We start from the raw sequence: 23,695 nt of genomic DNA on the forward strand, positions 1-23,695 counted from the left end.
GTGAAAGAAAATCAGTCCAAAGTTATTTAAAAATCAAAAAGAGTTTGGATTATTGAAGGTAAAAAAGGAACAACTTGCCTAGTCCGCTCTTCTAATTGGTATGGTGAGGGCAGAATCGGAACAGTACGTTTATTTTGACAATACTATTGGACGAAATGCATCTGTGACAGTCTATGTTGGTGAGAAAATTAGTGTTGCTCAGCAATTGATCCAATATGACAGCACATCAGCCTAAGCAGCCTATGATACAGATAGTCGTGCTTATAATATGGCAAGATCGTGACTGCAATTTTTTCCAACAGTATGGAACAGCTCCCTTGGTTTCAACGCAAACAAATAGTGATTCGGATGAGGATGATTCGACAACTACCGTTAGTCCTCAACAGTGTCAGAAACCGAGGCAAGTAATTACCAAACCTTGCAAGATTATAATGATGCCATTGCCAATGCAGCATCAGAGCTAGAAAAGGCGCAAGATGTCCTCAACCAAACCATCATTGTTTCAGATGTTAATGGAACAGTCGTAGAAGTTGCGGACTCTGTGGGCCCTACTTCAAAAGAGAGCTAAACTCTAGTTCGTGTGCAAGTGAAGGCCAATTTGAGATTCAAGGGACCTTAACAGAATATGACATTCCAAATATTTCAGTAGGTCAAAAGGTCAAGATTGCTTCCAAAGTATACCCAGATCAAACTTGGACAGGTAAAGTCAGCTACGTTTCCAATTATCCTAAGCAAAATGCCAGTCAGTCAGATGGGACATCTGGCAATTCAGGTCAGTCAGGTTCCCAGTATGAATATAAGGTTCAATTGACTAGCTCCATCGGCAAACTTAAGCAATGTTTTAATGTATATCTTTAAGTGACAAATGATGATGTCTTGTTGGTTCCTGTAACTGCTGTGAGCAAGAAAGGAACTGACAACTATGTCTGGCTTTACGATGATGAGACTCAGAAAATCAAGCAAGTTAGGGTCAAACTTGGTAATGCCGATGCCAAGCAACAAAAAATTGCATCAGGGCTGAAAGAAGTTCAAAAAAGTTATTACCAAGGCTGAAAAATCCTTTAAGGATGGAGAGACACTAAAGGCTGAGGAGCTAGATCCTGCTTATGCAGATTTGGCAAAACCTACCAAACTGGTTAAAGAAGTTTGGCTAGAGCAAGTGGCCAAGCAGACGCCAGGTATCGATAGTAATTTTGTGACCAACAACCTAACGCCAGGTATCGATAGTAATTTTGTGACCAACAACCTAACGTCCTCTATCTCCCTCCAAAAAAACTGTGAAGAATGTTAATATCACAGGTGCCAGTCAGGGTTACTTTAAAGCTAAAAAGTTAGGGATGCTGGCAGGACGTTCCTTGCAAGACAATGATTACAAAAACTTTTCGCGTGTCATTGTCATTGATCAGATGGTAGTTAAAAAATTCTTTGAGACCAATGAGGATGCCCTTAATCAAGTAGTTACTGTTGGTAACAATGATTGTCGTGTGATTGGTGTCTATAAGAAACACTGACACAGCGATTGGTTCCTCTGGTGAAATTGGGACAGCTCTTGTGGCCAATATCTAGTTAGCAGCTGAGAATAATACTGATCCTAATGGTCAGATTTGTTTCCATGTGACCGATGTGAAAAATAGTAGCAGTGTCGCTAAGGATGTCGCTAAACGCTTGACCCACTTGTCCCAAGGTGACAATAGAGAGTACAAGTCAGCAGATATGAGTTCAGCCTTAGATCAGGTCAACACGATTATTGGGATCATTACCACTGTTGTCGGTGATATTTCTGCGATCTCATTATTAGTTGGTGTGATTAGTGTTATGAATATCATGTTGGTTTCAGTAACTGAGTGGACACGAGAGATTGGTCTTCGTAACGTTTTAGGCGCCACATGTCGTAAAATCTTGACTCGTTTTTGATTGAATCGATGGTCCTTACCATCCTGGATGGCCTGATTGGTCTAGGTTTTGCGGCCCTTGTAGTTGGAACAATTGGGAATGCAATGGATCTTAAAGAGACGGTCTCTCTTGGCGTAGCCATGGGAAGAATAGGCTTCTCAGCAGGCGTAGGAATCCTGCCGGCAAATAAGGCATCAAAACTCGATCCTTTCGAAGCTCTTAGATATGATTAGAAAAGACCTCTTGAATCTTTGGATTTTTAGAGGCTTTATGATGTTCAAAAAAGATAGAGAAAAAATCCAAAAAAGTTGTATTTTTCTCTTGACGTCTGATTCAGGTAATGGTATTCTATATAAGGTTTGAAAAAAACTGACCTAAGACAGTTGGGGAGCTAGACTCGTAAACATCCAACCGAGGCACAAAACGTAACTATTTTTTTGTGACGTATTGTACTTTCGTGTCTAGGTTTAGGTACGGTTTTTTTGTGCCTAGCCCAAAAATAAAAACGGAGGTAAAACTACTAATGAGTGAAGCTATTATTGCTAAGAAAGCTGAACAAGTTGCTATTGTCGCTGATAAAATGAAAGCAGCAGCATCTATCGTTGTTGTTGACTCTCGTGGACTTACAGTTGACCAAGATACAGTTCTTCGTCGTAATCTTCGTGAATCAGGCGTTGAATTTAAAGTTATCAAAAACTCTATCTTGAGCCGTGCAGCTGAAAAAGCAGGTCTTGAAGACCTTAAAAAACTTTTCGTTGGTCCATCTGCAGTAGCATTCTCAAACGAAGATGTTATCGCACCAGCAAAAGTTATTAGCGAATTTGCTAAAGACGCAGAAGCTCTTGAAATCAAAGGTGGTGTTGTTGACGGCGCGTTCACTTCAGTCGAAGAAATCAACGCTCTTGCATCACTTCCAAACAAAGAAGGTATGCTTTCTATGCTCCTTTCTGTACTTCAAGCGCCAGTGCGCAACGTTGCATACGCTGTCAAAGCGGTTGCAGAAAGCAAAGAAGACGGTGCTGCATAAGCCCATCTTTACAACTCGTAGCCTAAGCTACGTTTAAAACACTATATTAAAAAACACATTTGGAGGAAATCACAATGGCATTGAACATTGAAAACATTATTGCTGAAATTAAAGAAGCTTCAATCCTTGAATTGAACGACCTTGTAAAAGCTATCGAAGAAGAGTTTGGCGTAACTGCTGCTGCTCCTGTAGCTGCTGCTGCAGATGGTGCTGCTGACGCTGGTGCTGCTAAAGATTCATTCGACGTTGAATTGACATCTGCAGGCGACAAAAAAGTTGGCGTTATCAAAGTTGTACGTGAAATCACAGGCGAAGGTCTTAAAGAAGCTAAAGCTATCGTTGACGGTGCACCATCGGTTATTAAAGAAGGTGTTTCTGCAGCTGAAGCTGAAGAAATCAAAGCTAAACTTGAAGAAGCTGGAGCTTCAGTTACTCTTAAATAAGAAGCACATAGCAATTTGAGAGCGGAAGCCCGATTTACCAGTCTTTTATAGCTTATAGCGATTTAAAGAAACTGATAATTTGATTTGGTTTCCTGCCAAAAATCCTGCCAAAAAATCTTTGGCAGGATTTTTGTTTTTATATAAATAAACTGTGCAAAGTTGCTATTTCTTAAACATTCTTATTACTAGGAATATATTTTTATGTGAACGAGAACATTTTAATGAGTGTTCTCGCTTTTTTAGTTTCAGGAGGAAAATCATGCAGAAGAATGAACAGTCATCACGACAAATTGTGATGTGTCATCTCATGGCTATAATGAGAATTGATATTGAGAAAGCAAAGAGGATTGTTGTTGAAATGGAAGAGGATGGCTTAATCCAGTTTGATGACATGGGGAATGTTGGTCTGTTAGTGTTGGAGGGACAATCATGAAACGTATTACCGCAAATCACTATCAAACGTCAGAGCGTTATTATAAGCTCCCTAAACTCTTATTTGACAGCGAACGCTACAAGGACATGAAACTTGAGGTTAAGGTTGCTTATGCTGTTCTAAAAGACCGTTTAGAGTTGTCTTTGAGTAAAGGTTGGATAGATGAAGACGGGGCTATTTATTTGGTCTATTCCAACTCCAAACTCATGGCACTACTTGGCTGTTCCAAGTCAAAATTACTGACTATTAAGAAAACCTTACGAGAGTATGGTTTGATTGATGAAGTCCAACAGTCTTCCAGTGAAAAAGGACGCATGGCCAATAAGATTTATTTGGGGGAGTTGGAACATGAACCTACCCCAGTCTCAAATTCAGACGGGGGTAGTGTTCAAAAAATACCAGGGGGGTATCAAAATCAGCCGGGGCCGGTCTTAAATTCAGCCACTAGTGAGACTGAAGTTAGTGAGACTGATATGAGTGAAACTAAAGAGAGTGAGTCAGTCATTGAGGACGAGGAGGAGAAAGAAAGTCTAACAAGTAAGAAATGTGACAATGACAATTTTCAACGTAAAGTAGACCGAGTCACAAGATACGATAGAGATTACATTTGGGGCTTGGTGCATGACCAGTTGAGACAAGTTGGTCTATCACGTGCCGCTAGTGATTATGCCATGATTTATTTTGATCATAGGTATCAGTACGCTTTAGAGAATATGAGGTTTGCGGACAGAACAGAAACGATAGCGGAGTATGTCTTTAATGGCGTCTTATCCGAATGGACCAAGGTCCAACGCTTAAAAGAACTAAAAGGGGGTGAGTAAGATGTTTTGGTGGATATTATTAGGTATTTGGGGATTAGGAATGATTTGGCTCATTATTGAACTTATCACTGCCCCAGAAATGGAAGATCATTGTTAAGAAAGGACGTTACGCAAGAAGTAAGGTCCTTTTTAGTTTTGTCAGAAAGGAATGAGAGACATGAAGTTTTTAGATTTGTTTGCAGGAATTGGAGGCTTTCGACTGGGGTTAACTCGTCAGGGCCATGAGTGTATTGGCTTTTGTGAGATTGACAAGTTTGCGAGGAAATCTTACAAGGCTATCTATGAGACCAAAGGAGAAATAGTATTTCATGATATTAGACAAGTCACAGATCAGGACTTTAGACAACTTAGAGGGCAAGTGGACATCATCTGTGGGGGATTCCCTTGCCAGGCATTTTCACTCGCAGGCAGACGATTGGGATTTGAGGATACTAGGGGAACTTTGTTCTTCGAGATTGCTCGAGCGGCCAAACAGATCCAACCACGTTTTTTATTCCTCGAAAATGTCAAGGGCTTACTCAGTCACGACAAGGGAGAGACATTTCGAACAATCCTCACCACATTGGATGAGTTGGGGTATGATGTCGAATGGCAGGTGCTTAACAGTAAAGATTTCCAAGTGCCGCAAAACCGTGAAAGAATTTTTATTATCGGACATTCTAGAAGATACCGTCCCCGATTCCTATTTCCTCTCAGAGGAGAAAACAGCTCAGCTAGTCTTGAACGATTAGGTAATGTTAATCCGTCAGGCAAAGGGATGAATGGAGAAGTCTATTTATCACGTGGGATAGCACCAACCTTAACAAGAGGAAAAGGTGAGGGAACTAAAATTGCCATTCCAGTTTTAACCCCTGATAGGCTAGAAAAACGCCAACATGGGAGACGCTTTAAAGGGAACGATGATCCGATGTTTACTTTAACTAGCCAAGATCGGCATGGTGTAGTTGTCGCAGGAACCTTACCAACAACGTTTGTGCAGACTGGACGAGTTTATGACCTTTCAGGGCTTTCTCCAACGTTGACCACGATGCAAGGAGGGGATAAAGTTCCTAAGATTCTCTGTCGTGAAGAAGCGCCACATTTGAAAATTAGGGAAGCGACCAAACTAGGCTATGCCAAGGCAATAGTGGGAGATTCTGTCAACCTTGCTTACCCAGAGTCTACCAAACGCAGAGGACGAGTGGGAAAGGGGATTTCAAATACCTTAACCACTTCTGACAATATGGGAGTGGTAGTTGCTGCTTTGGAATACCGTAAGGACAAGTGGTATGAAGTGACTGGAATAATCCTAGATGGAAAACTGTATCGTTTGAGAATCAGACGCCTAACCCCAAGAGAGTGTTTTAGGTTACAAGGATTTCCTGACTGGGCTTTTGAGAGGGCAGAAATTGTTTCAAGTAAAAGTCAGTTGTATAAACAAGCAGGTAATAGCGTGACCGTCACTGTTATCGAGGCCATTGCTAGAGAATTTAGAAAGATTGAAGAGGAAGAAGAACATGAAATTATTACATAGTAAAAGTATTAGGAACTGCACGGAGCTAGAAGAAGTCATACATCAAGCAGAAGTGGATAGATTTTCGGAGATGATTACTTCTTTACCCAATTATGATTGTGACATTGATGTCACTTTTGAAGATGACTACCACAAAGAAATGAATTATCCGTTATCTTATGAGTCCAACTTACACCGTATTTTTGAGTTTATTGAAACCCAAGACATCAAAAATGGTGTGGATACTTATCTAACGGATGAGAACAATCTCGCCTTTAGGGCATATGGGCAAGGCTATTCTTGGAATGATAAGAATGATGTCGTCACCACATTAATAACAGTGAAGTGCTTTGGTGAAGGCAGGTCGCCTATTGATATGAGTAAGGTGTTTACCCCACCAACTCAAACATTAGAGAAGGAGCTATCTGTGTAGGAGGAAACGATGTTAGAAATCTATTTAAGTCGAAACACCAGTCGGAATCAAAAACTCCTGTCTTTTTGTGACTCACATGGTATTTCCTACTCCTGTAAAGAAGTGAGTCATCTATCACGTGAGGAATTACTGAGGTTGTTTACTAAAAGCAGTGATTGTTTTACGCTCTTATCCCCCTCGCTACAACGATTTAAAGGTCATAGAGAGATGAAATTGAGTGAGTTAGTGACGGTGGTTCTACGGAAACCTGAACAGAATCTTCGTCTCCCACTTGTGGTTTGTGAGGACAAAGTGTATCCCGATATGAGTTTAGAAGAAGTGAGGACCTTTCTTCCTAGAAGTCAAAAAGTGGTTTCCTTTCGTGAACACCTTTTTAAGGACTTGGTAACATAAGGAGGAGTTATGAACGATCGTTTTTGGGAAAATTTGGAAATTATCGTTATGGAAAAAGGACTGTCATGGGCTGACCTTGCTCGACAGATGTTTAAGGGCCAATACGTCTACCCTAGTGAGTTTAACCGTCTCTACCAAACCTTTCGTCACTACAAATCTCATCGTCTCATGCCACAAAGCAAATGGGTGGAGAAAATTGTGAGCGTCTTAGAGATTGACTATGAAGACTTGTTTAGGAGATAGCGATGAAACGACTAGTAGTGATGTACGGAGCCATTCATGTCAATGTACTCCTAGTGAGTTTTTACCTGGTTGGTTGGCTAAATGGGGCATGGTTACACGTTTTACAAGTGACATTTTTAGCCCTGCTATTGTGGGGTTGGAAAAGGTACCAGATACCTAAAAGAAGCCTATCCTTGAAGGAGAGAGGGCTTTGGGTACTTGGCAGTCTAGGTGTCATGGTAAGTATTGCTCTTATTATGAGTGCCATGTTTTTAAGCAGTGAGGCAAATCAAGAAACGTTAGTGACTGTTCAAAACCAGATTCCTGTTCTGTCCTTTATTCTTTTTCTCCTTAATGCCAGTGTCGTGGAAGAAGTCTTTTACCGAGAAGTGTTGTGGGGAGTCTTGTCTCAACGAATGAGTCAAGTTGTGTTAACGAGTTTCCTCTTTGCCTTAGCTCATCACCCATCCAGTCTATTCACTTGGGTGCTTTATGGGAGTTTAGGTCTCATACTTGGTGTGGTTAGAGGGCAAACAGACTGCTTGAGCTCAACTCTCGTTCACCTGTCTTGGAATGGAATCGTCTTTTTCCTATCTTTATTGTGATACCAAAATCAAGGGTGCTTTCGTATCATGAAAGCACCCTATTGTTTTGATGGGGAATCACATAAAGGAGGAAATGATGTCATCCGAACAACAGGAACGCCAAGCGATTCAATATGCGGAACGTAGTGCTATGTTTACGGTAAAGGTCCTTCTCAAACTCTTAGAGTGATCAGCCAGACACGCCCTAGCACAAGACTCGGCTTATAAAATTGGGGTTCAAAAGTTAGAAGAACTCCTTCAAAGTCCTTATGCCATTGAGTCGCTGAATATCTCAAAAGACATCTTGGATAAACCCGTTGATGTCGAAAAATTTAAGGAATTGGTGGAATCAGAGAACCTTCCTATTGCCATTAGTTGGCAAGTTGACTACCTGCATTTCTATGCTAAGGATAAGTCGCTCTTAGACAAGCACTTAGATGAGTTGCTTCAGAAGTTGGTTTCCAATCCAGAAAAACTGAAAGGGCTAACTATGGATAAAACCCTTGATGAGGAAATCGCACAAGCCAAGGAACAGATTGCGATGTCAGAACCCTCTGCTGTGAAAACAAAGGAGGTCATTCTCTAATGGTCTCAGGGAAAAAAGTTTTTATCTTTGGTATTTTAGGGCTTGCCTTTGGCTATTTCTGCCATCGGCTAGTCTTGCTTTACGATAGTCTACCTAATCAACCACCCTTGGAACGCCTTGCCTATCTCTTAGGCGAAGGACAGAATCAAGTCTTAAATCCCTTGTGGAATGGCAACTTTACAGGTAGATCGGTTTTAGGCTTCTGCTTTGGGATTGTGACGATGGGCCTAGCCTATCTTTACGTTTCTACAGGTCAAAAAGTTTACCGAGAAGGGGCTGAGTATGGCTCTGCCCGTTTTGGAAACAGTCACGAACGCAAAGCCTTTCTCAGTAAGAATCCTTTTAATGACACCATTTTGTCACGAAACGTTAGGCTAACCCTGTTAGAAAAGAAAGCTCCTCAATTTGATAGAAACAAGAACCTTGTGGTCATTGGTGGGTCTGGTAGCGGGAAGACCTTTCGGTTTGTCAAACCCAATCTGATTCAGCTCAACTGTTCCAATATTGTCGTTGACCCTAAAGACCATTTGGCTGAAAAGACAGGGAAGCTCTTTTTAGAGCATGGCTATCAGGTCAAAATCTTAGACCTTGTAAACATGACCAACTCAGATGGTTTTAATCCTTATCGCTATGTGGAAACGGAGAATGATTTGAACCGTATGCTTACGGTCTATTTCAATAATACCAAGGGCAATGGCAGTCGCAGTGATCCCTTTTGGGATGAAGCGTCCATGACCTTAGTCAGAGCCATTTCCTCTTACTTGGTGGATTTTTACAATCCTCCAGGTAGCACCAAGGAAGAAGCAGACAGTCGACGTAAGCGAGGGCGTTACCCCTCTTTTTCTGAAATTGGAAAACTCATCAAGCTCTTATCCAAAGGAGAAAATCAAGATAAGAGTGTCTTAGAAGTGATGTTTGAGACCTATGCCAAGACATATGGGACAGAAAACTTCACCATGCGTAACTGGGCAGACTTCCAAAACTACAAGGATAAGACCCTGGATTCAGTAATTGCCGTCACAACGGCTAAGTTTGCCCTCTTTAATATCCAATCTGTCATTGATTTAACCAAACGTGACACCTTGGACTTAAAAACATGGGGAACGCAGAAAACTATGGTCTATCTCGTTATTCCAGATAATGACACCACCTTTCGCTTTCTCTCAGCCCTTTTTTTCTCCACCGTCTTTTCAACCTTAACGAGACAAGCTGATGTGGACTTTAAGGGACAACTACCTATCCACGTGAGAAGTTATTTAGATGAATTTGCGAATGTCGGTGAAATTCCAGACTTTGCGGAACAAACTTCAACAGTCCGTTCACGAAACATGAGTCTCGTTCCCATTCTTCAAAATATCGCTCAACTACAAGGGCTCTATAAGGAGAAGGAGGCTTGGAAAACCATTCTAGGAAACTGTGACAGTTTGCTTTATCTTGGAGGCAATGATGAAGAGACCTTCAAGTTCATGAGTGGTCTCTTAGGCAAACAAACCATTGATGTGAGAAGTACCAGTCGGTCGTATGGCCAAACAGGGTCTGGGTCAACGTCTCATCAGAAAATCGCAAGGGATCTCATGACCCCTGATGAAGTCGGAAACATGAAACGTGATGAGTGCTTGGTGAGAATTGCAGGGGTTCCAGTCTTTAAGGAAAAGAAGTATTTTCCTTTGAAACATAAGAACTGGCAATACTTAGCGGATAAGGAGTCAGATGAACGTTGGTGGCATTACCACATTGACACCCTCAAAACAGAGGACGTTCCGTTTGAACCATCAGACCACAAGGTTAGGGATTTAAGCAAAGAAACCACACTACACTAATAGAAAAGAGGAATCGTATGAACCAAAAATTTACAGGATTTGTTTATGGCGTGGACGCTAGTTCCATGTTTTCCCAAGCCATGGCGCTCTTACAAAAAGGAATGGTTGCGACAGGCGCCTTTCTTGTCGTTATGGGCATTATTAACCTGTCAACCAATATCAAAGATGGTGGACCTGGTGTCCGCAATGCCATCTTAGAAATTGTGGGTGGTGTTATGGTAGGTGCCGCTGGTGCCTTCATCACTCAAATTACTATTTAGGAGGGCTAAGTATGACATGAACAACACATTACCTTCAGCTTTTGTCTTTCTAGCGTCAAAGAAAATTTCAAGCGATAGCCTATTTGAAGGCTTTAACGTGGACTTGGAATCGACGGCTAACTTGGTCAAATCCCTTGCGGATTATAACCCAACCGTGTGGTCTTATATGTCAGCGATCACAAAAGGAGTGATGCAGCCCTTGGGAGTGGCTATTTTAGCCGTTGTGTTAGTCCTTGAGTTTTCTAAGATGGCTAAGAAAATCGCCAACTCAGGTGGTGCCATGACCTTTGAAGCTATTGCCCCTATGATTGTCTCTTATATCATGGTGGCAGTAGTGATTACAAACACTACTGTTATTGTAGAAGCTATTTTAGCTGTTGCTTCTCACATTATTGAAGGCGTAGCTGGTGTCGTTTCTCATGGGGGAACGACTTATGAGACCATTTCAGGACTTAAAGGTTCAGGAATTATTGGAAAACTCATTGTTGGCTTTTTTGCCATTCTGATATGGTTAGTGCGATTGGTTAGTGTGTTGGTGGTGAATCTCCTCATAACCATTCGCTTTATCCAACTTTATCTCATGATTCCTTTTGCACCTTTAACGATTCCGACTTTCCTCAGTGATGACTGGCGAAGCGTTGGGATTGGTTACCTGAAAAATATCATGGTCTATGCCCTCCAAGGGGTCTTGATTTTCTTAATTATTTCCCTTGTTCCCCTCTTTGAATCAGCTGGGAAATTGGCCCTCTCAAATGGGGCGGGAGTGATGGAGACGCTAGCGACTGCCTTTGGTGGCTTAGTTCAGGCTATTTTGTTAATCATTGCCTTGGTGGGTAGTCAACGTACGGCCAGAAGTATCCTAGGCATGTAAGGAGGATTGGGAAGGACGTTCCTCCCAATCTTTTTTCATATTTATCTTAGATTGGAGTCTTATGAATACACGTGTTTTTAAGGACATCACAAAAGTTCAACACAGGGCTTGGCTGGGTTTTACCACACGACAAGTTATTTTTGTCTTACCAGCCGTTGCTATTACCATCCTGATTTTAGGGTTAAACCTCTTTTATTGGCAATTTGGGGATTGGTTTGTCTACGGACTAATCTTTACCTTTACCATTCCCCTCATGTTATTTGGGGTCTATCGACCTAATGACTTACCTTTTGAAACGTATCTTAATTATAGATGGCATTATGAAATGACCATACCAGACCGTACACTAACAGGACAGAAAGGAATACGCTGTGAAAAAAACAAATCGCTCAATGAAACCAAAGACCTCTTCTAAACACAAGAAGACACGTAAACCAAAAGAAGAAGTGCTGCCAACAACTGTTAATACGCTTCTTTACCAAGGCCTTTTTCCTAATGGTCTCATGCAAGTCACCCCAGATTATTTTTCCCAGTCCTATCTTTTAGGGGATGTCAATTACCAAACGGTGGGACTTGAAGATAAGGGAGCGATTATGGAAACCTATTCAGACTTGATTAACAGTTTGGATGACAAGACCAATTTCCAACTCACTATTTTTAACCAAAGGGTCAACTTGGATAAATTTAGAAAGGGTGTCTTGTATCCTTTTCATGAGGATGGGTATGATACCTATCGTGAAGAACTCAATCGTATCATGGAGAATAACTTAGAAGCTGGTGAAAATAACTTTTCAGCGGTTAAGCTCATTTCTTTTGGGAAGTCAGACCAAAATCCGAAACTCGCTTATCGTTCACTGTCTCAGATTGGAGAATACTTCAAGAGTGGTTTTTCTGAAATAGATGCGAACTTTACCCTCCTCAGTGGAGAAAGCCGTGTGAATCACTTAGCTGATATGTTGCGAGGGGAAAATCATTTGCCCTTTACTTATCAAGACCTGGTGCGTTCAGGACAAACAACCAAGCACTTTATTGCCCCAACCAGTTTATCTTTCAAACATAAGAATTATGTAGAGATTGACGATAAACTGCTTCAGATTGTCTATGTTCGTGACTATGGGATGGAGTTGGGAGATAAGTTCTTACGAGAACTCATGCAGTCGGACTTGGAAGTGATGATTAGTCTTCATGCCAAAGGATCAGCCAAGTCAGAAGCAATGACCAAACTCCGCACTAAGAAGACATTGATGGAATCTCAAAAAATTGGGGAACAACAAAAGATGGCACGTTCTGGAGTGTATCTTGAAAAGGTTAGTCAGGTCTTAGAAAGTAACATTGATGAAGCCGATGAGTTGATTAAAACCATGACACAAACAGGTGACAAGCTCTTTGACACCCTTTTTCTGATTGGAGTCTTTGCGGATAACGAAGACCAGTTGAAACACTCCCTTGATATTATCAAACAAGTGGCAGGTTCTAATGACCTTGTGATTGATAATCTGACCTATATGCAAGAAGCTGCCTTTAATAGCTTATTGCCATTTGGCAAGAACTACCTTAAGGGTGTGTCTCGGTCTCTTTTGACCTCAAACATTGCCGTGAACTCCCCTTGGACCTCTGTTGACCTACAAGATAAGGGAGGGAAATTTTATGGGATAAACCAGATTTCAAGTAATCTCATCACCATTGACCGTGGGAAACTCAATACCCCATCAGGATTGATTCTAGGAACTTCAGGTGCAGGTAAGGGGATGGCAACTAAGCATGAAATCATCTCAACCAAGTTAAAAGAAGAAGAGAGTGATACCGAAATCATCATTGTAGACCCTGAAAATGAGTACAGTATCATTGGTCAAGCCTTTGGTGGGGAAAGTATTGACATTGCGCCTGACTCTACCACTTTCTTAAACGTTTTAGACTTATCCAATGACAATATGGATGAAGACCCTATTAAGGTCAAATCTGAATTTCTACTGTCTTGGATTGGGAAACTCTTAGACCGGAAAATAGACGGTCGAGAAAAGTCCCTAATTGACCGTGTAACACGACTAACTTATAAGCATTTTGCCACACCATCTCTCGTGGAATGGGTCTTTGTTCTCTCTAAACAGCCTGAACAAGAAGCCAAGGACTTAGCCCTTGATATGGAGCTTTATGTGGAAGGGTCACTCAATATTTTCTCACAACGAACTAATATTAAAACGGATAGCCATTTCCTCATTTACAATGTCAAAAAGTTAGGGGATGAGTTGAAGCAGATTGCCCTCATGGTCATCTTTGACCAGATTTGGAATCGTGTGGTTAAAAACCAAAAACTTGGCAAGAAGACCTGGATTTACTTTGATGAAATGCAGCTTCTGTTGTTGGATAAGTACGCTTCTGATTTCTTCTTCAAATTATGGAGCCGTGTCCGTAAGTATGGCGCCATTCCAACAGGCATTACTCAAAACGTAGAAACCTTACTTCTTGATGCCAACGGCAGACGTATTATCGCTAATAGCGAGTTCATGATACTTCTAAAACAAGCTAAAAGTGACAGAGAAGAGTTGGTTCATCTTTTGGGCCTATCTAAGGAGCTTGAGAAATATTTGGTTAACCCAGAAAAGGGAGCTGGATTGATTAAGGCAGGCTCAACGGTTGTTCCCTTTAGAAATATAATCCCACTTCAAACCCAACTCTTTGACATCATGAGTACCGATCCAGAAAAGATGAGGGGTGAATCATGACAAGAGAGCAACAGAAGGTCAAGGTTGCCCGTAAAACCTTTCAGAGTAGTTTAAAGGCCAGCCGTATCCATTATCGCAGGGAGAAGAAGGGGTTAAAACGCTCACTTCCTAAGCGACGCTTTATCATGCGCCGAGCTGAGAAAGCTGAAACAAGGGAACAACGTCAGGCTCTGAAGCAAACCTATCAGGAGGAGAAGGACCTAGCAACAGATACCTTTAAGGAAGCGATTGCCTATGTGTCTCCCAGATGGCTAAAAAGTAAGGAAATTAAGAAGTATCGGCTTCCTCAAGCCAGACAGCGCCTAGCAGTTGCAAGAAAACACTTGGCAGAGGTCAAGATGGCCGAAAAAGAGGCGAAATCAGCGAAACGTGACGTGAAACAACTGAAAAAAGCACATCAGTTTAAGACCCCTCGACCAAGGTCAAACGAGGGTTACGCTATGTCGCTTCAGAATCACTTGATGTAGTCGCTCAAGATGATGACTTAGAGGGAATCAGAACCCTAAAAGAGTCTGTGATTAAAGGAAGTCGCTATGGGAGATTTACTTATCAGTCAGGGAAACTCCTTGTCAAAAGTGGGCAGACTGGTCTTCGGTTTACTAAGACGAAAGCCGCTCACAGTAGGGAGCGGTATCAGAACTTTAAAAAGGGGAAAGGGTTCACCCGTCAGAAGCCCTTAAAGCCCAAAAGGAGATACCACACCTTTCTCAAACAAGCCAGAAGGCACAGTGTGTCAGGAATCAGAGGGGTTATTCAAGCGATTAAGAATAGCCTGACCTTCTTTTCATCGATTGCCCTTAATCCTATGACTTGGGTCGTGTCAGGCCTCTTGTTTTTCTTGCTTTTGATGATGAGTTTTGTTATAGGAATTTCAGGAACGACACTCATTCAACAGGATGAGAGTGAACTGACAAAAGCCTATACGCACATGACGTGGGAAGATGCGGAAAACACCCGAACCAATCCCCTTGGCATTACCTACTACACCAAGATTGATGACGTCATGGGTTTTATGAATCTCAAGTATCAAGATTATGATTTAGATGAGGTCATGGAAGAAGGGGATAAAACTTATCAAGCCTATCTCAGTCAGCTTTGGCAGGACTTAAACGGTGGGGATTCTTTAAAATCCATGCTTGAGTTGACCAAGGAGCCTGCCTATAAGCTTTCTGATGAGGATAGAGAAGACTTAAAGGAATTAAGTGAGGAAGGCGCCTACCTTGCCCTCCAAGAATTGGATAATCCTTTCCAAAATCAGACTGAAGATGACGCGCTTACCATGACAGTTCGTTATGGTTATGAGGTGATTGATGACAAGCCAACGCTTCATCATCATATCATTCTAGAAGCTAAAGAAAATCAAGTGATTGTGGCTCCCATGGATGGTAAGGTTTCCCTAGATGGCGATAACATTATCATCACGTCAGGTAGGGGACTGAATAAAGCTCAGCTGACCCTATTTAATAGTCACAGTGGTCGAGTGATAGACGGTCAGAAAGTCCAAGCAGGGGAAGTGATTGGTCAAACCAAGGATGGATCTGGTCTTAAAGTGACCTATCAAAAGGTTGACGATAATTCAGAGAAACTGGTTTACGTCAATCCAGCCTTTTACTTTCCTAAAGTCATTCAACTCCAAACGACCATTCTACCTACCATTGGTCAATTTGGAGGCGATGAGTTTGCGAGAGCCAAAGCTATCTATGAGTATTTGAAAAGCCAGGGAGCAACCAATCAAGCCATTGCGGCTATTTTAGGAAACTGGTCAGTAGAATCATCAATTAATCCTAAACGGGCAGAAGGTGATTACTTATCACCTCCTGTTGGGGCAACGGATGGTTCTTGGGACGATGAGGGCTGGTTGTCTCTAAATGGTCCAGCTATCTATAATGGCAGGTACCCGAATATTCTAAGACGTGGCTTAGGCTTAGGGCAATGGACAGATACAGCAGATGGGTCACGCAGACATACCTTATTATTAGAGTATGCCAACCGAAAAAAGCAGAAGTGGTATGATTTAGGCTTACAACTGGATTTTATGCTCAATGGGGACAATCCTTACTATACCAACTGGTTAAAAGATTTCTTCAAAAACTCAGGAAGCCCAGCTAGTCTTGCCCAAGTCTTTCTCATTTATTGGGAAGGAAATAGTGGTGATAAGCTCTTAGAACGTCAAACCAGAGCCACCGAGTGGTATTACCAAATTGAGAAAGGCTTTAGCCAACCCAATGGTGGAACCGCCCAAAGTGATCCAAAAGCACTTGAGGCTGTTCGAGGAGACCTTTATGACAATTCCGTTCCAGGTGGTGGTGATGGTATGGGCTATGCCTATGGGCAATGCACGTGGGGAGTGGCCGCCCGTATCAACCAATTGGGCTTGAAACTCAAAGGCCGAAGCGGTGAAAAAATCCCAATCATCAGTACCATGGGGAATGGTCAAGATTGGGTGGCAACAGCAGCACGTCTTGGTGGTGAAACAGGTAAGCTACCAAAAGCAGGAGCGATTATTTCCTTTGCGGGAGGAGGTCATGGATCGCCAACAGAATACGGTCATGTCGCCTTTGTCGAGAAAGTTTACCCAGATGGATTTTTCCTTATCTCAGAAACCAACTATAATGGCAATCCTAACTATACCTTCCGTAAGTTATCAGGAGTCGATGGTACGATTAGTTTTGCCTATACGACGAAATAGAAAATAATATGCTAACAAATCATCAGGTTGTTAGCATATTGTTTTATTTGTGGTTGATTTTTTCTAAATAATATGCTAACATTGTAGTGAAATGTTAGCATATTATTTAGGAGGTGGTAATGTGGATTTGTTAGAGAAACCTGTCTATAATTACATAAAAAAAAATCATGGAGTTATAACTTTTCGTGATATAGAAGAGCTTAACTTTTCTTACCAACAACTGAATCAATTGGTCTCAAAAGGTAAAGTGGAATCAATTGAAAGAGGGATTTATCATCTACCTGATACCTATATTGATGATTTCTTTAGTTTACAGTATCGTTTTCCAAAAGGAATTTATTCCTTAGAAACAGCACTATGGTTACATGGCCTTTCCCTCACTGTTCCATTTGAACCTGTGATGACTTTTCCTTTTGGGACGAACACGAGGCTAATGAAAGAAGCTGGTGTTAAGCCGATTGTTGCTAGAAATCATCATGAAATCGGTATTATAAAACTAGAGCGACAGGCTGGACAGTTTATCTCAGTATATGATATGGAACGAACTTTGGTAGAGTGTTTGAGAACAGCCTATCATGTTGATGTTCAAGTCATTGCTCCAGCGTTTCAAACTTACTTTAAAAAAGGAGCTGTGAATTATGCCAAGTTGTACCACTATGCACAACTATTTAAAGTCACTGAAAAGCTACAATCTTATGTGGAGGTCTTGTCGTGAAATTTTCAAATACCAATAGCTTCAAAGCGAAGATTAAGAATATCGCAAGAGAAAAAGGGATACCTGCTCAACAAGTTCAGCAGAACTATTTGATTGAAAAAATCTTAAGACTCATCTCTGAGAGTCGGTATAAAGATTCTTTCATTGTGAAAGGTGGATTCCTTATCGGACAGATGATTGGCTTAGATAAACGAACAACAATGGATTTAGATGTTACTTTGAAAGGTCAACCTCTTAGCGAGGAAAATATTCAAACAATCTTCAAAGAAATTGTAAGTCAACCTTCCGAAGGTTTTCAATTTGAAGTTGATATGTTAGAGCCAATTCGACAAGATGATGAATATGGGGGCTTTACCCTCAAACTCAAGGCGACATTCGATACCCTACGTGAAGTTGTCTTTATTGATATAACAACAGGTGATCGGATAACGCCACGAGAAATTACTTATCAATTGCAGTCTGTTTTTTCAGAGAATAAACTAGAAGTTTGGACTTATAATTTAGAAACTGTTCTTGCTTAAAAAATAGAAACGATTATTCGTCGAGGAGCTGCTTCAACTAGACCACGTGATCGCTATGACCTCTTCACATTATATCACCTTCGAAAAGATGAGATTGATATCCCAATATTGAAAACTGCTCTAAACAATACTGCTAAGAAAAGAGAAAGCTTAGATGTTTTGACAAATTGGGAAAGTCAACTAGAGGAAATCCGCAGCTCTGATTACCAGAAACAGCTTTGGTCTCGCTATCAAAAATCATTTAGGTATGCCAGTGAAATTAGTTTTGAGGAGTCGATAGAAGTGGTGGCAATTATTTTAAATCAATTAGGAGTTAGTAGTGTATGCTGACAGGAACTTTGAAGATGATGGGTTATGAATTTTTCTTTACATTTGATAAAGAAAAGTTATCCTTGATTCCTAAAGAAGAGAAAGATTCGATTAAGTATTCTTGGTTTTATAAAAAATTGGAAACTGGGGGATATGCTTGGCCTGGAGATCCTAAATTTGTAGAAGAAGACTTTCTTTATGGACGTACAAATGAAACAAATTAGGAAATTTCCCGTATGACACACGGGGTCGGGTCTTACCCGAGAAAGGATGAAAGAGAGGGAAAGAGATGTCTGAACAGTACCGTGACATTCGAAAAGAAGTAAATCTAAACGCTGATGAGCTAAAACAGATTGAAAAAATGATGGAGGTTGATAGTTATCGTCACTTTTCACCATTTGTGAGAGACAAAATTTTGATGACTGATGATAAACAGTTAGCTGCCAAAGAATGGTTCTCTCTTTGGCAATCTCAAAAGTTTGAGCAGATTAGTCGAGATGTGCATGAGGTTTTGATTATCGCAAGAGAGAATCACCAAGTGACTCAAGAACACGTGTCAATCTTATTGACCTGTGTTCAAGAATTGATTGCGGAAGTCAATCAAGCCCAGCTACTCAGTCGTGAGTTTCGTGAAAAATACATGAGATAGGAGGTCGCTATGGTTTATCGTTATCGTACCAATCTCAAAAAAGTATTTCTAACAGATTCAGAGTTACATAAATTGAATGAACGAATTGCTAGGAGCGATTGTCAAAATTTCTCAGTCTATGCCAGAAAAGTTTTGCTTAATCCAAACATGTCATTTATAACAATTAACACGGATATCTATGACCAGTTGGTTTTTGAATTGAGGCGGATTGGAAATAACATCAATCAAATTGCGCGTGCTATTAACCAAAGCCATCTGATTTCTCAGAACCAGTTACAAGAATTGAGTAAAGGAGTCGGAGAGTTAATTAAGGAAGTGGATAGAGAATTTCAAGTGGAAGTGAAAAGACTGAAGGAGTTTCATGGTAGTCACTAAGCATTTTGCGACACATGGTAAAAAATATCGTAGGAGTCTGATCAAGTATATCCTCAATCCTGATAAAACGGACAATTTGAAATTGGTATCTGATTTTGGCATGAGCAATTACTTAGACTTTCCTAGCTATGAAGAAATGGTAGAAATGTACAATATCAACTTTACCAATAATGATAAGCTGTACGAATCAAGAAATGACCGACAAGAAAAACACCAGCAAACTATTCATGCTCATCACCTCATTCAATCATTTTCTCCTGAAGATAATCTGACACCTGAGGAAATCAACCATATCGGTTATGAGACCATAATGGAATTAACAGGCGGACGTTTTCGTTTCATCGTAGCAACTCATACAGACAAAAATCATACCCATAATCACATCCTAATCAATGCTATAGATCGTAATTAAGATAAAAAGTTGATATGGAATTATGCCTTGGAACGAAACCTTCGTATGATTTCAGACCGCATTTCTAAAATGGCTGGGGCAAAAATTATTGAAAAGCGTTACTCCTACCGTGACTATCAAAAATATAGGCAGTCTAGTCATAAATTTGAATTGAAGCAACGTCTTTATTTTTTGATACAACAGTCAAAGTCCTTTGATGATTTTTTGGAAAAAGCAGAGCAATTACATGTTCATATTGATTTTAGTCAGAAGCATAGCCGCTTTATGATGACGGATAGAGCAATGACAAAACCAATTCGAGGACGTCAACTCAGCAAACGAAATCTATATGATAAAGATTTTTTTAGAACGCATTTTGTCAAGCAAGAGATTGAAAGCCGATTAGAATTTCTGTTGAATCGTGTTAATTCATTAGAGGAGCTACTATTAAAAGCAAAAGAATTGAATCTAACCATTGACTTAAAACAAAAAAATGTGACCTTTACTCTTGAAGAAAATGGGAAACCGATAAGTCTGAGTCATAAAAAAATAAGTGACAAGAAATTATATGATGTCAATTTTTTTCAAGATTATTTTAAAAATAAGGAAGTTGGTGTTTCATATGGATTAGAAAATCTACAGAAACAGTACCATGCTTTTCAAGAAGAACGAGATAAGGAGAAGGTATCCACTGAAGAGAGTGAGGAAGCCTTCAAGAAATACAAGGGGCAACGAGATGCCATCCATGAGTTTGAAGTTGAACTTGTGGAACATCAAATTGAGAGGTTAGTTGATGAGGGCATTTATATCAAGGTGTCTTTTGGTATTAAGCAGAGTGGTCTTATTTTCATTCCCAACTATCAATTGGATATTATGGAAGAAGAAAATCATAAAAAATATAAAGTCTATATCCGTGAGACAACCTCATACTTTATCTATAACAAAGAAAATTCTGAGATGAACCGTTACATAAAAGGACGGACCTTAATTAGACAGCTAACTAATGATAGTCGGATGATACCATATAGACGACCAACAGTTGAGAGTCTACAAGAAAAGATTTCTGAGATTAACCTCTTGGTTGAATTAACTGAAACTGATAAGAAATACCAAGACATTAAAGACGAACTGGTTGCAGAAATAGCAGAGCTAGATATAAAACTGACTCAAACAAACGAAAAAATCACCACCTTAAACAAGATGGCGGAAGTATTTATCAATCTGAAGGGTGCCGAACTGAGCAGTCAAAAACTAGCAAGGTATGATTTTTCAAAACTAAATTTAACCGAATCAATTTCATTAGAACAGGTAAATGAGAAAATAGGAGTATTACAAGAGAAATTAGATCGTTATCTTGATGAGTATGAATCATTAGTTAGAAGATTGGAAACATTTGCGAAAATTTTTAATAACAACAAGAATATGTACCAAAAATTTCAAGAAAATGTCTCTGTTGAATAAACAATTTTGTTAATCAATCAGTGAGATATTCTGTGACGTTTGCAATTATTGTCGATTCTAAAATAGAATGGTACTTTATCTGCCATGGCTACTAATAATTATCATGTTCTAGAGGTAAATTAATAATAACTTTAAAGAATTGATTCTCTTTACTTTCCACTTTAAAAGTTCCCTCATGAACTTCAATAATTTGTTTTGAGATTTTTAATCCCATACCGTGTCGTCTAATTCCTGAAATGTCAAATTCTTCAATGATTTTATTACTATCATAAATTGATAATAGTTTATCATTTGCTATGCCGATGCCATCATCCTCAATTGTAATTATTAAAAATTCTTTATCTCTGTGTAGACTAATATTCACATTACAGCCCTCAGGATCCTCAGGATTATGGAGAATAGAGTTATAGATAATATTATGAACTACACGTGAAATTAAGTTTTTTTCAATTGAGATTTTACTATTTTGAAGTTCATCATCAAATTCAAATGAAAAATTTATATTTTCCCAAACTTCTTGATTTATTATTTGTATAATGATCTCCTTGAAGAATGGAATTATTTTGACTGATTCTAATTTCAGAGTGAACTGGCTATTAGTTAATCTGGCAAAAATATTTAAGTCATTTACAGTATTTTGAATATAATAACTCTCATTAAGTATGGAACGTAAACGTCTTAATTGATTTTTATCCACTGTATCAGATCTAATAAGAGAAGCATTTGAAGTAATGACGGAAAGAGGGGTTTTTATATCATGTGCGATACCAGAAATCCAATTTTCTTTAAAAAGTTCACCTTCTTTTAGTTTTTTGTCAGCAATATTTATAGCTTCCGTTAATTGTTTTAGCTCATCTTGAGTTGAAACAGAACCACTAAGCCCTTCTGGTAATTTTTTAATCGCTAAAACTAAAGGAGTAATCTTACGTTGGACTAATCTAGTACTGTAGGTATAAATAATTAATAGATACAGACAATTTATTCCAAGTAGAAAAAAAGCTAAAATAAATAAGCTATGAAGGTCGGATTTTTCATAATAATCGAAAGGAAATCTAAAAACTCTATCTTTTGAAAATCCAAAAACAAGGATCTTATTATTAACAATTTGTACGAATACGGGGTAATCATTTAAATAATAACGTGTAAACTTAGCGACGTCAGCTAGGTTATATTGTGTCGGGATTTCACTTGGCTTTTTATATTCATAGATTTCCTCGCCACTATCAGAGTCTAAAATCATAATCCATACCTCTTTAGAATTAGCTAATTTTTTCCCAAAGTTAGATAATTTGGCAGAATTAGAACTGATATCAAGTTGTTTGACTAGATTATTCACTGTGTCCATCACATTAGTTTGATTTGCTTGACTAAAAACAAAAAATCCTAGAATAAAAACGTTTATTATGGACATGACTATGATTGAAACAATAAAACGTCTAATAAATTGTGTTAATACACGTAGTTTAAACATGTACAAGCTCCTGTACCATTAGTTTATAGCCGAGTCCTTTAACAGTAATTAAGTATTGTGGCTTTGAAGGGTTAAGTTCGATTTTTTCTCTGATATTTCTGATATGGACCATTAAAGACTTTTCATATCCAAAACTATCAATGCCCCATACGGTATCACAAATCGCCTCTGTAGATACAATATAGTTTTTATTATCATATAATTTCCGAACGATTTGAATTTCTATTGGGGTTAAAGAAAGTTTTTCATTATTTTTTTCAACAATAGCATTTCCTAAATTAATAATGCAATTATCTAATTTAATAATGTTACTGTCTTCTTTGTACGACCGACGGAGAAGCGAAATTATGCGATAAATGAGAATTTTAGGAAGGAAAGGCTTAGTCACGAAATCATCTCCTCCAGATTGTAACCCTTGAATTTCATCTTCAGGTTCATTTTTTGCTGTTAGAAAAAGAATTGGAATATCAGAATTTTTTCTTACGTATTTTGATAGTAAATATCCTTTCCCATCTGGAAGCATGACATCTAATATAATCAAATCAATAGAATTATTAATAAAAGACTCTATTCCTTCACTGATGCTGTATGCACTATATATTTTTTTGAAACCAGAAACTGATAGTATCTCCCTTATTGAATTGTTTAACGCAATATCATCATCAACAACCAATATTTTTCTAGTTAAAAAAGGCGTTTCTATATCCATAAGCTCTCCTAGTAAAATAATTTGAATTTTCCATATCTATATTTATAGTATATCAAAAATTTCAAGTAAAAAGTAAGTCCACTAAAATCTTTAGGATTTCTTAAAGTGAATTTTAATATTTCTTTATCTTGTACTTATAAAATGTAACTGTAACAAGATAAAGATGCTTGATATTGATTTACTTTAAACGAGGAGAATAGCTATGAAATCAACAAATAATCAAAGTATCGCAGAAATCGCAGCAGTAAATGCACTACAAGAAGTAAGTATGGAGGAACTCGACCAAATTATTGGTGCTGGAAACGGAGTAGTACTTACTCTTACTCACGAATGTAACCTAGCAACTTGGACTAAAAAACTAAAATGTTGTTAAACATTTAAATAGAAAAATTTTACTTAAGCAC

27 protein-coding genes, 5 pseudogenes and 1 other annotated feature are annotated in these 23,695 nt (G+C 39.2%); of the genes and pseudogenes, 30 read left to right on the top strand and 2 right to left on the bottom strand.

The window, feature by feature from the left end; genetic code table 11:
* The first annotated feature begins 385 nt into the window (after nt 1–385).
* The 29 genes and pseudogenes from E3C75_RS05040 (at nt 386) to E3C75_RS05155 (ending at nt 21,111) form a co-directional block, all read left to right on the top strand.
* Complete coding sequence (locus tag E3C75_RS05040) at nt 386–568, top strand: hypothetical protein (protein WP_223899601.1); 183 nt, start codon at nt 386–388, stop codon at nt 566–568.
* A 71-nt stretch (nt 569–639) separates the two neighbouring features.
* Nucleotides 640–858 carry a hypothetical protein gene (locus tag E3C75_RS12335; protein ID WP_464822281.1) on the top strand — a complete coding sequence of 73 codons (219 nt, stop codon included), beginning with the start codon at nt 640–642 and terminating at the stop codon, nt 856–858.
* The gene (locus E3C75_RS05045; protein ID WP_011680862.1) at nt 859–1,053 is read left to right on the top strand and encodes a permuted SH3 domain-containing protein; all 195 of its coding nucleotides are present in this window, start codon (nt 859–861) and stop codon (nt 1,051–1,053) included.
* 61 nt (nt 1,054–1,114) lie between these two features.
* Complete coding sequence (locus tag E3C75_RS11570; protein ID WP_223899602.1) at nt 1,115–1,291, top strand: hypothetical protein; 177 nt, start codon at nt 1,115–1,117, stop codon at nt 1,289–1,291.
* Nucleotides 1,278–1,511, top strand: coding sequence for an ABC transporter permease (locus E3C75_RS11575; RefSeq protein WP_014621266.1), 234 nt, complete (start codon nt 1,278–1,280; stop codon nt 1,509–1,511). Before E3C75_RS11570 ends, E3C75_RS11575 begins: the two co-directional genes overlap by 14 nt.
* A 112-nt stretch (nt 1,512–1,623) precedes the next feature.
* Complete coding sequence (locus tag E3C75_RS11580) at nt 1,624–1,914, top strand: ABC transporter permease (RefSeq protein WP_041827654.1); 291 nt, start codon at nt 1,624–1,626, stop codon at nt 1,912–1,914.
* Nucleotides 1,911–2,126, top strand: a complete 216-nt coding sequence (locus E3C75_RS11585; protein ID WP_011225634.1) for an ABC transporter permease — start codon at nt 1,911–1,913, stop codon at nt 2,124–2,126. Before E3C75_RS11580 ends, E3C75_RS11585 begins: the two co-directional genes overlap by 4 nt.
* A 122-nt stretch (nt 2,127–2,248) precedes the next feature.
* Nucleotides 2,249–2,385: a sequence feature (ribosomal protein L10 leader region), on the top strand.
* A 31-nt stretch (nt 2,386–2,416) separates the two neighbouring features.
* Complete coding sequence (gene rplJ, locus E3C75_RS05055) at nt 2,417–2,920, top strand: 50S ribosomal protein L10 (protein ID WP_014621268.1); 504 nt, start codon at nt 2,417–2,419, stop codon at nt 2,918–2,920.
* Nucleotides 2,921–2,994: 74 nt separating this feature from the next.
* The gene (rplL, locus tag E3C75_RS05060) at nt 2,995–3,363 is read left to right on the top strand and encodes a 50S ribosomal protein L7/L12 (protein WP_011680864.1); all 369 of its coding nucleotides are present in this window, start codon (nt 2,995–2,997) and stop codon (nt 3,361–3,363) included.
* A 259-nt stretch (nt 3,364–3,622) separates the two neighbouring features.
* Entirely contained in the window at nt 3,623–3,796 is a 174-nt protein-coding gene (locus E3C75_RS11115) for a hypothetical protein (protein WP_014294671.1), read from the top strand.
* Entirely contained in the window at nt 3,793–4,617 is an 825-nt protein-coding gene (locus E3C75_RS05065; protein WP_084825871.1) for a replication initiator protein A, read from the top strand. The genes E3C75_RS11115 and E3C75_RS05065 overlap by 4 nt, the downstream gene beginning before the upstream one ends.
* Nucleotides 4,618–4,774: 157 nt before the next feature.
* Nucleotides 4,775–6,130 carry a DNA (cytosine-5-)-methyltransferase gene (gene dcm, locus E3C75_RS05070; protein ID WP_093528739.1) on the top strand — a complete coding sequence of 452 codons (1,356 nt, stop codon included), beginning with the start codon at nt 4,775–4,777 and terminating at the stop codon, nt 6,128–6,130.
* The gene (locus E3C75_RS05075; RefSeq protein ID WP_039671001.1) at nt 6,114–6,542 is read left to right on the top strand and encodes a hypothetical protein; all 429 of its coding nucleotides are present in this window, start codon (nt 6,114–6,116) and stop codon (nt 6,540–6,542) included. Before dcm ends, E3C75_RS05075 begins: the two co-directional genes overlap by 17 nt.
* A gap of 9 nt (nt 6,543–6,551) precedes the next feature.
* A complete protein-coding gene (locus tag E3C75_RS05080) occupies nt 6,552–6,935 on the top strand; it encodes a thioredoxin domain-containing protein (RefSeq protein WP_111679357.1) in 384 nt (127 codons plus the stop codon).
* A gap of 9 nt (nt 6,936–6,944) precedes the next feature.
* Nucleotides 6,945–7,178 carry a transcriptional regulator gene (locus E3C75_RS05085; protein WP_111679359.1) on the top strand — a complete coding sequence of 78 codons (234 nt, stop codon included), beginning with the start codon at nt 6,945–6,947 and terminating at the stop codon, nt 7,176–7,178.
* Nucleotides 7,179–7,180: 2 nt separating this feature from the next.
* Nucleotides 7,181–7,762, top strand: a complete 582-nt coding sequence (locus E3C75_RS05090) for a CPBP family intramembrane glutamic endopeptidase (RefSeq protein WP_111679361.1) — start codon at nt 7,181–7,183, stop codon at nt 7,760–7,762.
* Nucleotides 7,763–7,838: 76 nt separating this feature from the next.
* Nucleotides 7,839–8,327, top strand: a pseudogene (locus E3C75_RS05095) (hypothetical protein).
* Entirely contained in the window at nt 8,327–10,147 is a 1,821-nt protein-coding gene (locus E3C75_RS05100; protein WP_111679365.1) for a VirD4-like conjugal transfer protein, CD1115 family, read from the top strand. Before E3C75_RS05095 ends, E3C75_RS05100 begins: the two are co-directional and overlap by 1 nt.
* A 17-nt stretch (nt 10,148–10,164) precedes the next feature.
* On the top strand, nt 10,165–10,407 hold the full coding sequence (locus tag E3C75_RS05105; protein ID WP_074485048.1) for a hypothetical protein: 243 nt from the start codon (nt 10,165–10,167) through the stop codon (nt 10,405–10,407).
* A 16-nt stretch (nt 10,408–10,423) separates the two neighbouring features.
* Nucleotides 10,424–11,278: a VirB6/TrbL-like conjugal transfer protein, CD1112 family gene (locus E3C75_RS05110; protein ID WP_111679367.1), complete on the top strand. Its 855-nt coding sequence runs from the start codon at nt 10,424–10,426 to the stop codon at nt 11,276–11,278.
* 61 nt (nt 11,279–11,339) lie between these two features.
* Nucleotides 11,340–11,693 carry a PrgI family protein gene (locus E3C75_RS05115; protein WP_111679369.1) on the top strand — a complete coding sequence of 118 codons (354 nt, stop codon included), beginning with the start codon at nt 11,340–11,342 and terminating at the stop codon, nt 11,691–11,693.
* Entirely contained in the window at nt 11,650–14,001 is a 2,352-nt protein-coding gene (locus E3C75_RS05120; RefSeq protein ID WP_111679371.1) for a VirB4-like conjugal transfer ATPase, CD1110 family, read from the top strand. Before E3C75_RS05115 ends, E3C75_RS05120 begins: the two co-directional genes overlap by 44 nt.
* A pseudogene (locus tag E3C75_RS05125) lies at nt 13,998–16,690 on the top strand (phage tail tip lysozyme). The gene E3C75_RS05120 and the pseudogene E3C75_RS05125 overlap by 4 nt, the downstream one beginning before the upstream one ends.
* 121 nt (nt 16,691–16,811) lie before the next feature.
* Nucleotides 16,812–17,405, top strand: a complete 594-nt coding sequence (locus E3C75_RS05130; protein ID WP_099390636.1) for a type IV toxin-antitoxin system AbiEi family antitoxin domain-containing protein — start codon at nt 16,812–16,814, stop codon at nt 17,403–17,405.
* Nucleotides 17,402–18,256 (top strand): annotated as a pseudogene (locus E3C75_RS05135) (nucleotidyl transferase AbiEii/AbiGii toxin family protein). The gene E3C75_RS05130 and the pseudogene E3C75_RS05135 overlap by 4 nt, the downstream one beginning before the upstream one ends.
* Nucleotides 18,250–18,456, top strand: a pseudogene (locus tag E3C75_RS05140) (hypothetical protein); the annotation flags it as partial. The pseudogenes E3C75_RS05135 and E3C75_RS05140, both read left to right, overlap by 7 nt.
* A 68-nt stretch (nt 18,457–18,524) precedes the next feature.
* On the top strand, nt 18,525–18,884 hold the full coding sequence (locus tag E3C75_RS05145) for an SAG1252 family conjugative relaxosome accessory protein (RefSeq protein WP_111679374.1): 360 nt from the start codon (nt 18,525–18,527) through the stop codon (nt 18,882–18,884).
* A 9-nt stretch (nt 18,885–18,893) separates the two neighbouring features.
* The gene (gene mobC, locus E3C75_RS05150; protein ID WP_111679376.1) at nt 18,894–19,259 is read left to right on the top strand and encodes a plasmid mobilization relaxosome protein MobC; all 366 of its coding nucleotides are present in this window, start codon (nt 18,894–18,896) and stop codon (nt 19,257–19,259) included.
* Nucleotides 19,246–21,111, top strand: a pseudogene (locus E3C75_RS05155) (SAG1250 family conjugative relaxase). The gene mobC and the pseudogene E3C75_RS05155 overlap by 14 nt, the downstream one beginning before the upstream one ends.
* A gap of 91 nt (nt 21,112–21,202) precedes the next feature.
* Here the strand turns inward: E3C75_RS05155 and E3C75_RS05160 are convergent.
* Nucleotides 21,203–22,582, bottom strand: a complete 1,380-nt coding sequence (locus E3C75_RS05160; protein WP_111679378.1) for a sensor histidine kinase — start codon at nt 22,580–22,582, stop codon at nt 21,203–21,205.
* On the bottom strand, nt 22,575–23,291 hold the full coding sequence (locus tag E3C75_RS05165) for a response regulator transcription factor (RefSeq protein WP_111679380.1): 717 nt from the start codon (nt 23,289–23,291) through the stop codon (nt 22,575–22,577). Before E3C75_RS05165 ends, E3C75_RS05160 begins: the two co-directional genes overlap by 8 nt.
* Nucleotides 23,292–23,493: 202 nt before the next feature.
* Here E3C75_RS05165 and E3C75_RS05170 point away from each other — a divergent pair, with 202 nt between their 5' ends.
* Complete coding sequence (locus E3C75_RS05170) at nt 23,494–23,664, top strand: lacticin 481 family lantibiotic (RefSeq protein WP_050572218.1); 171 nt, start codon at nt 23,494–23,496, stop codon at nt 23,662–23,664.
* Nucleotides 23,665–23,695: the final 31 nt, after the last annotated feature.

This window comes from Streptococcus thermophilus, from assembly GCF_010120595.1.
GTDB classification, from domain to species: domain Bacteria; phylum Bacillota; class Bacilli; order Lactobacillales; family Streptococcaceae; genus Streptococcus; species Streptococcus thermophilus.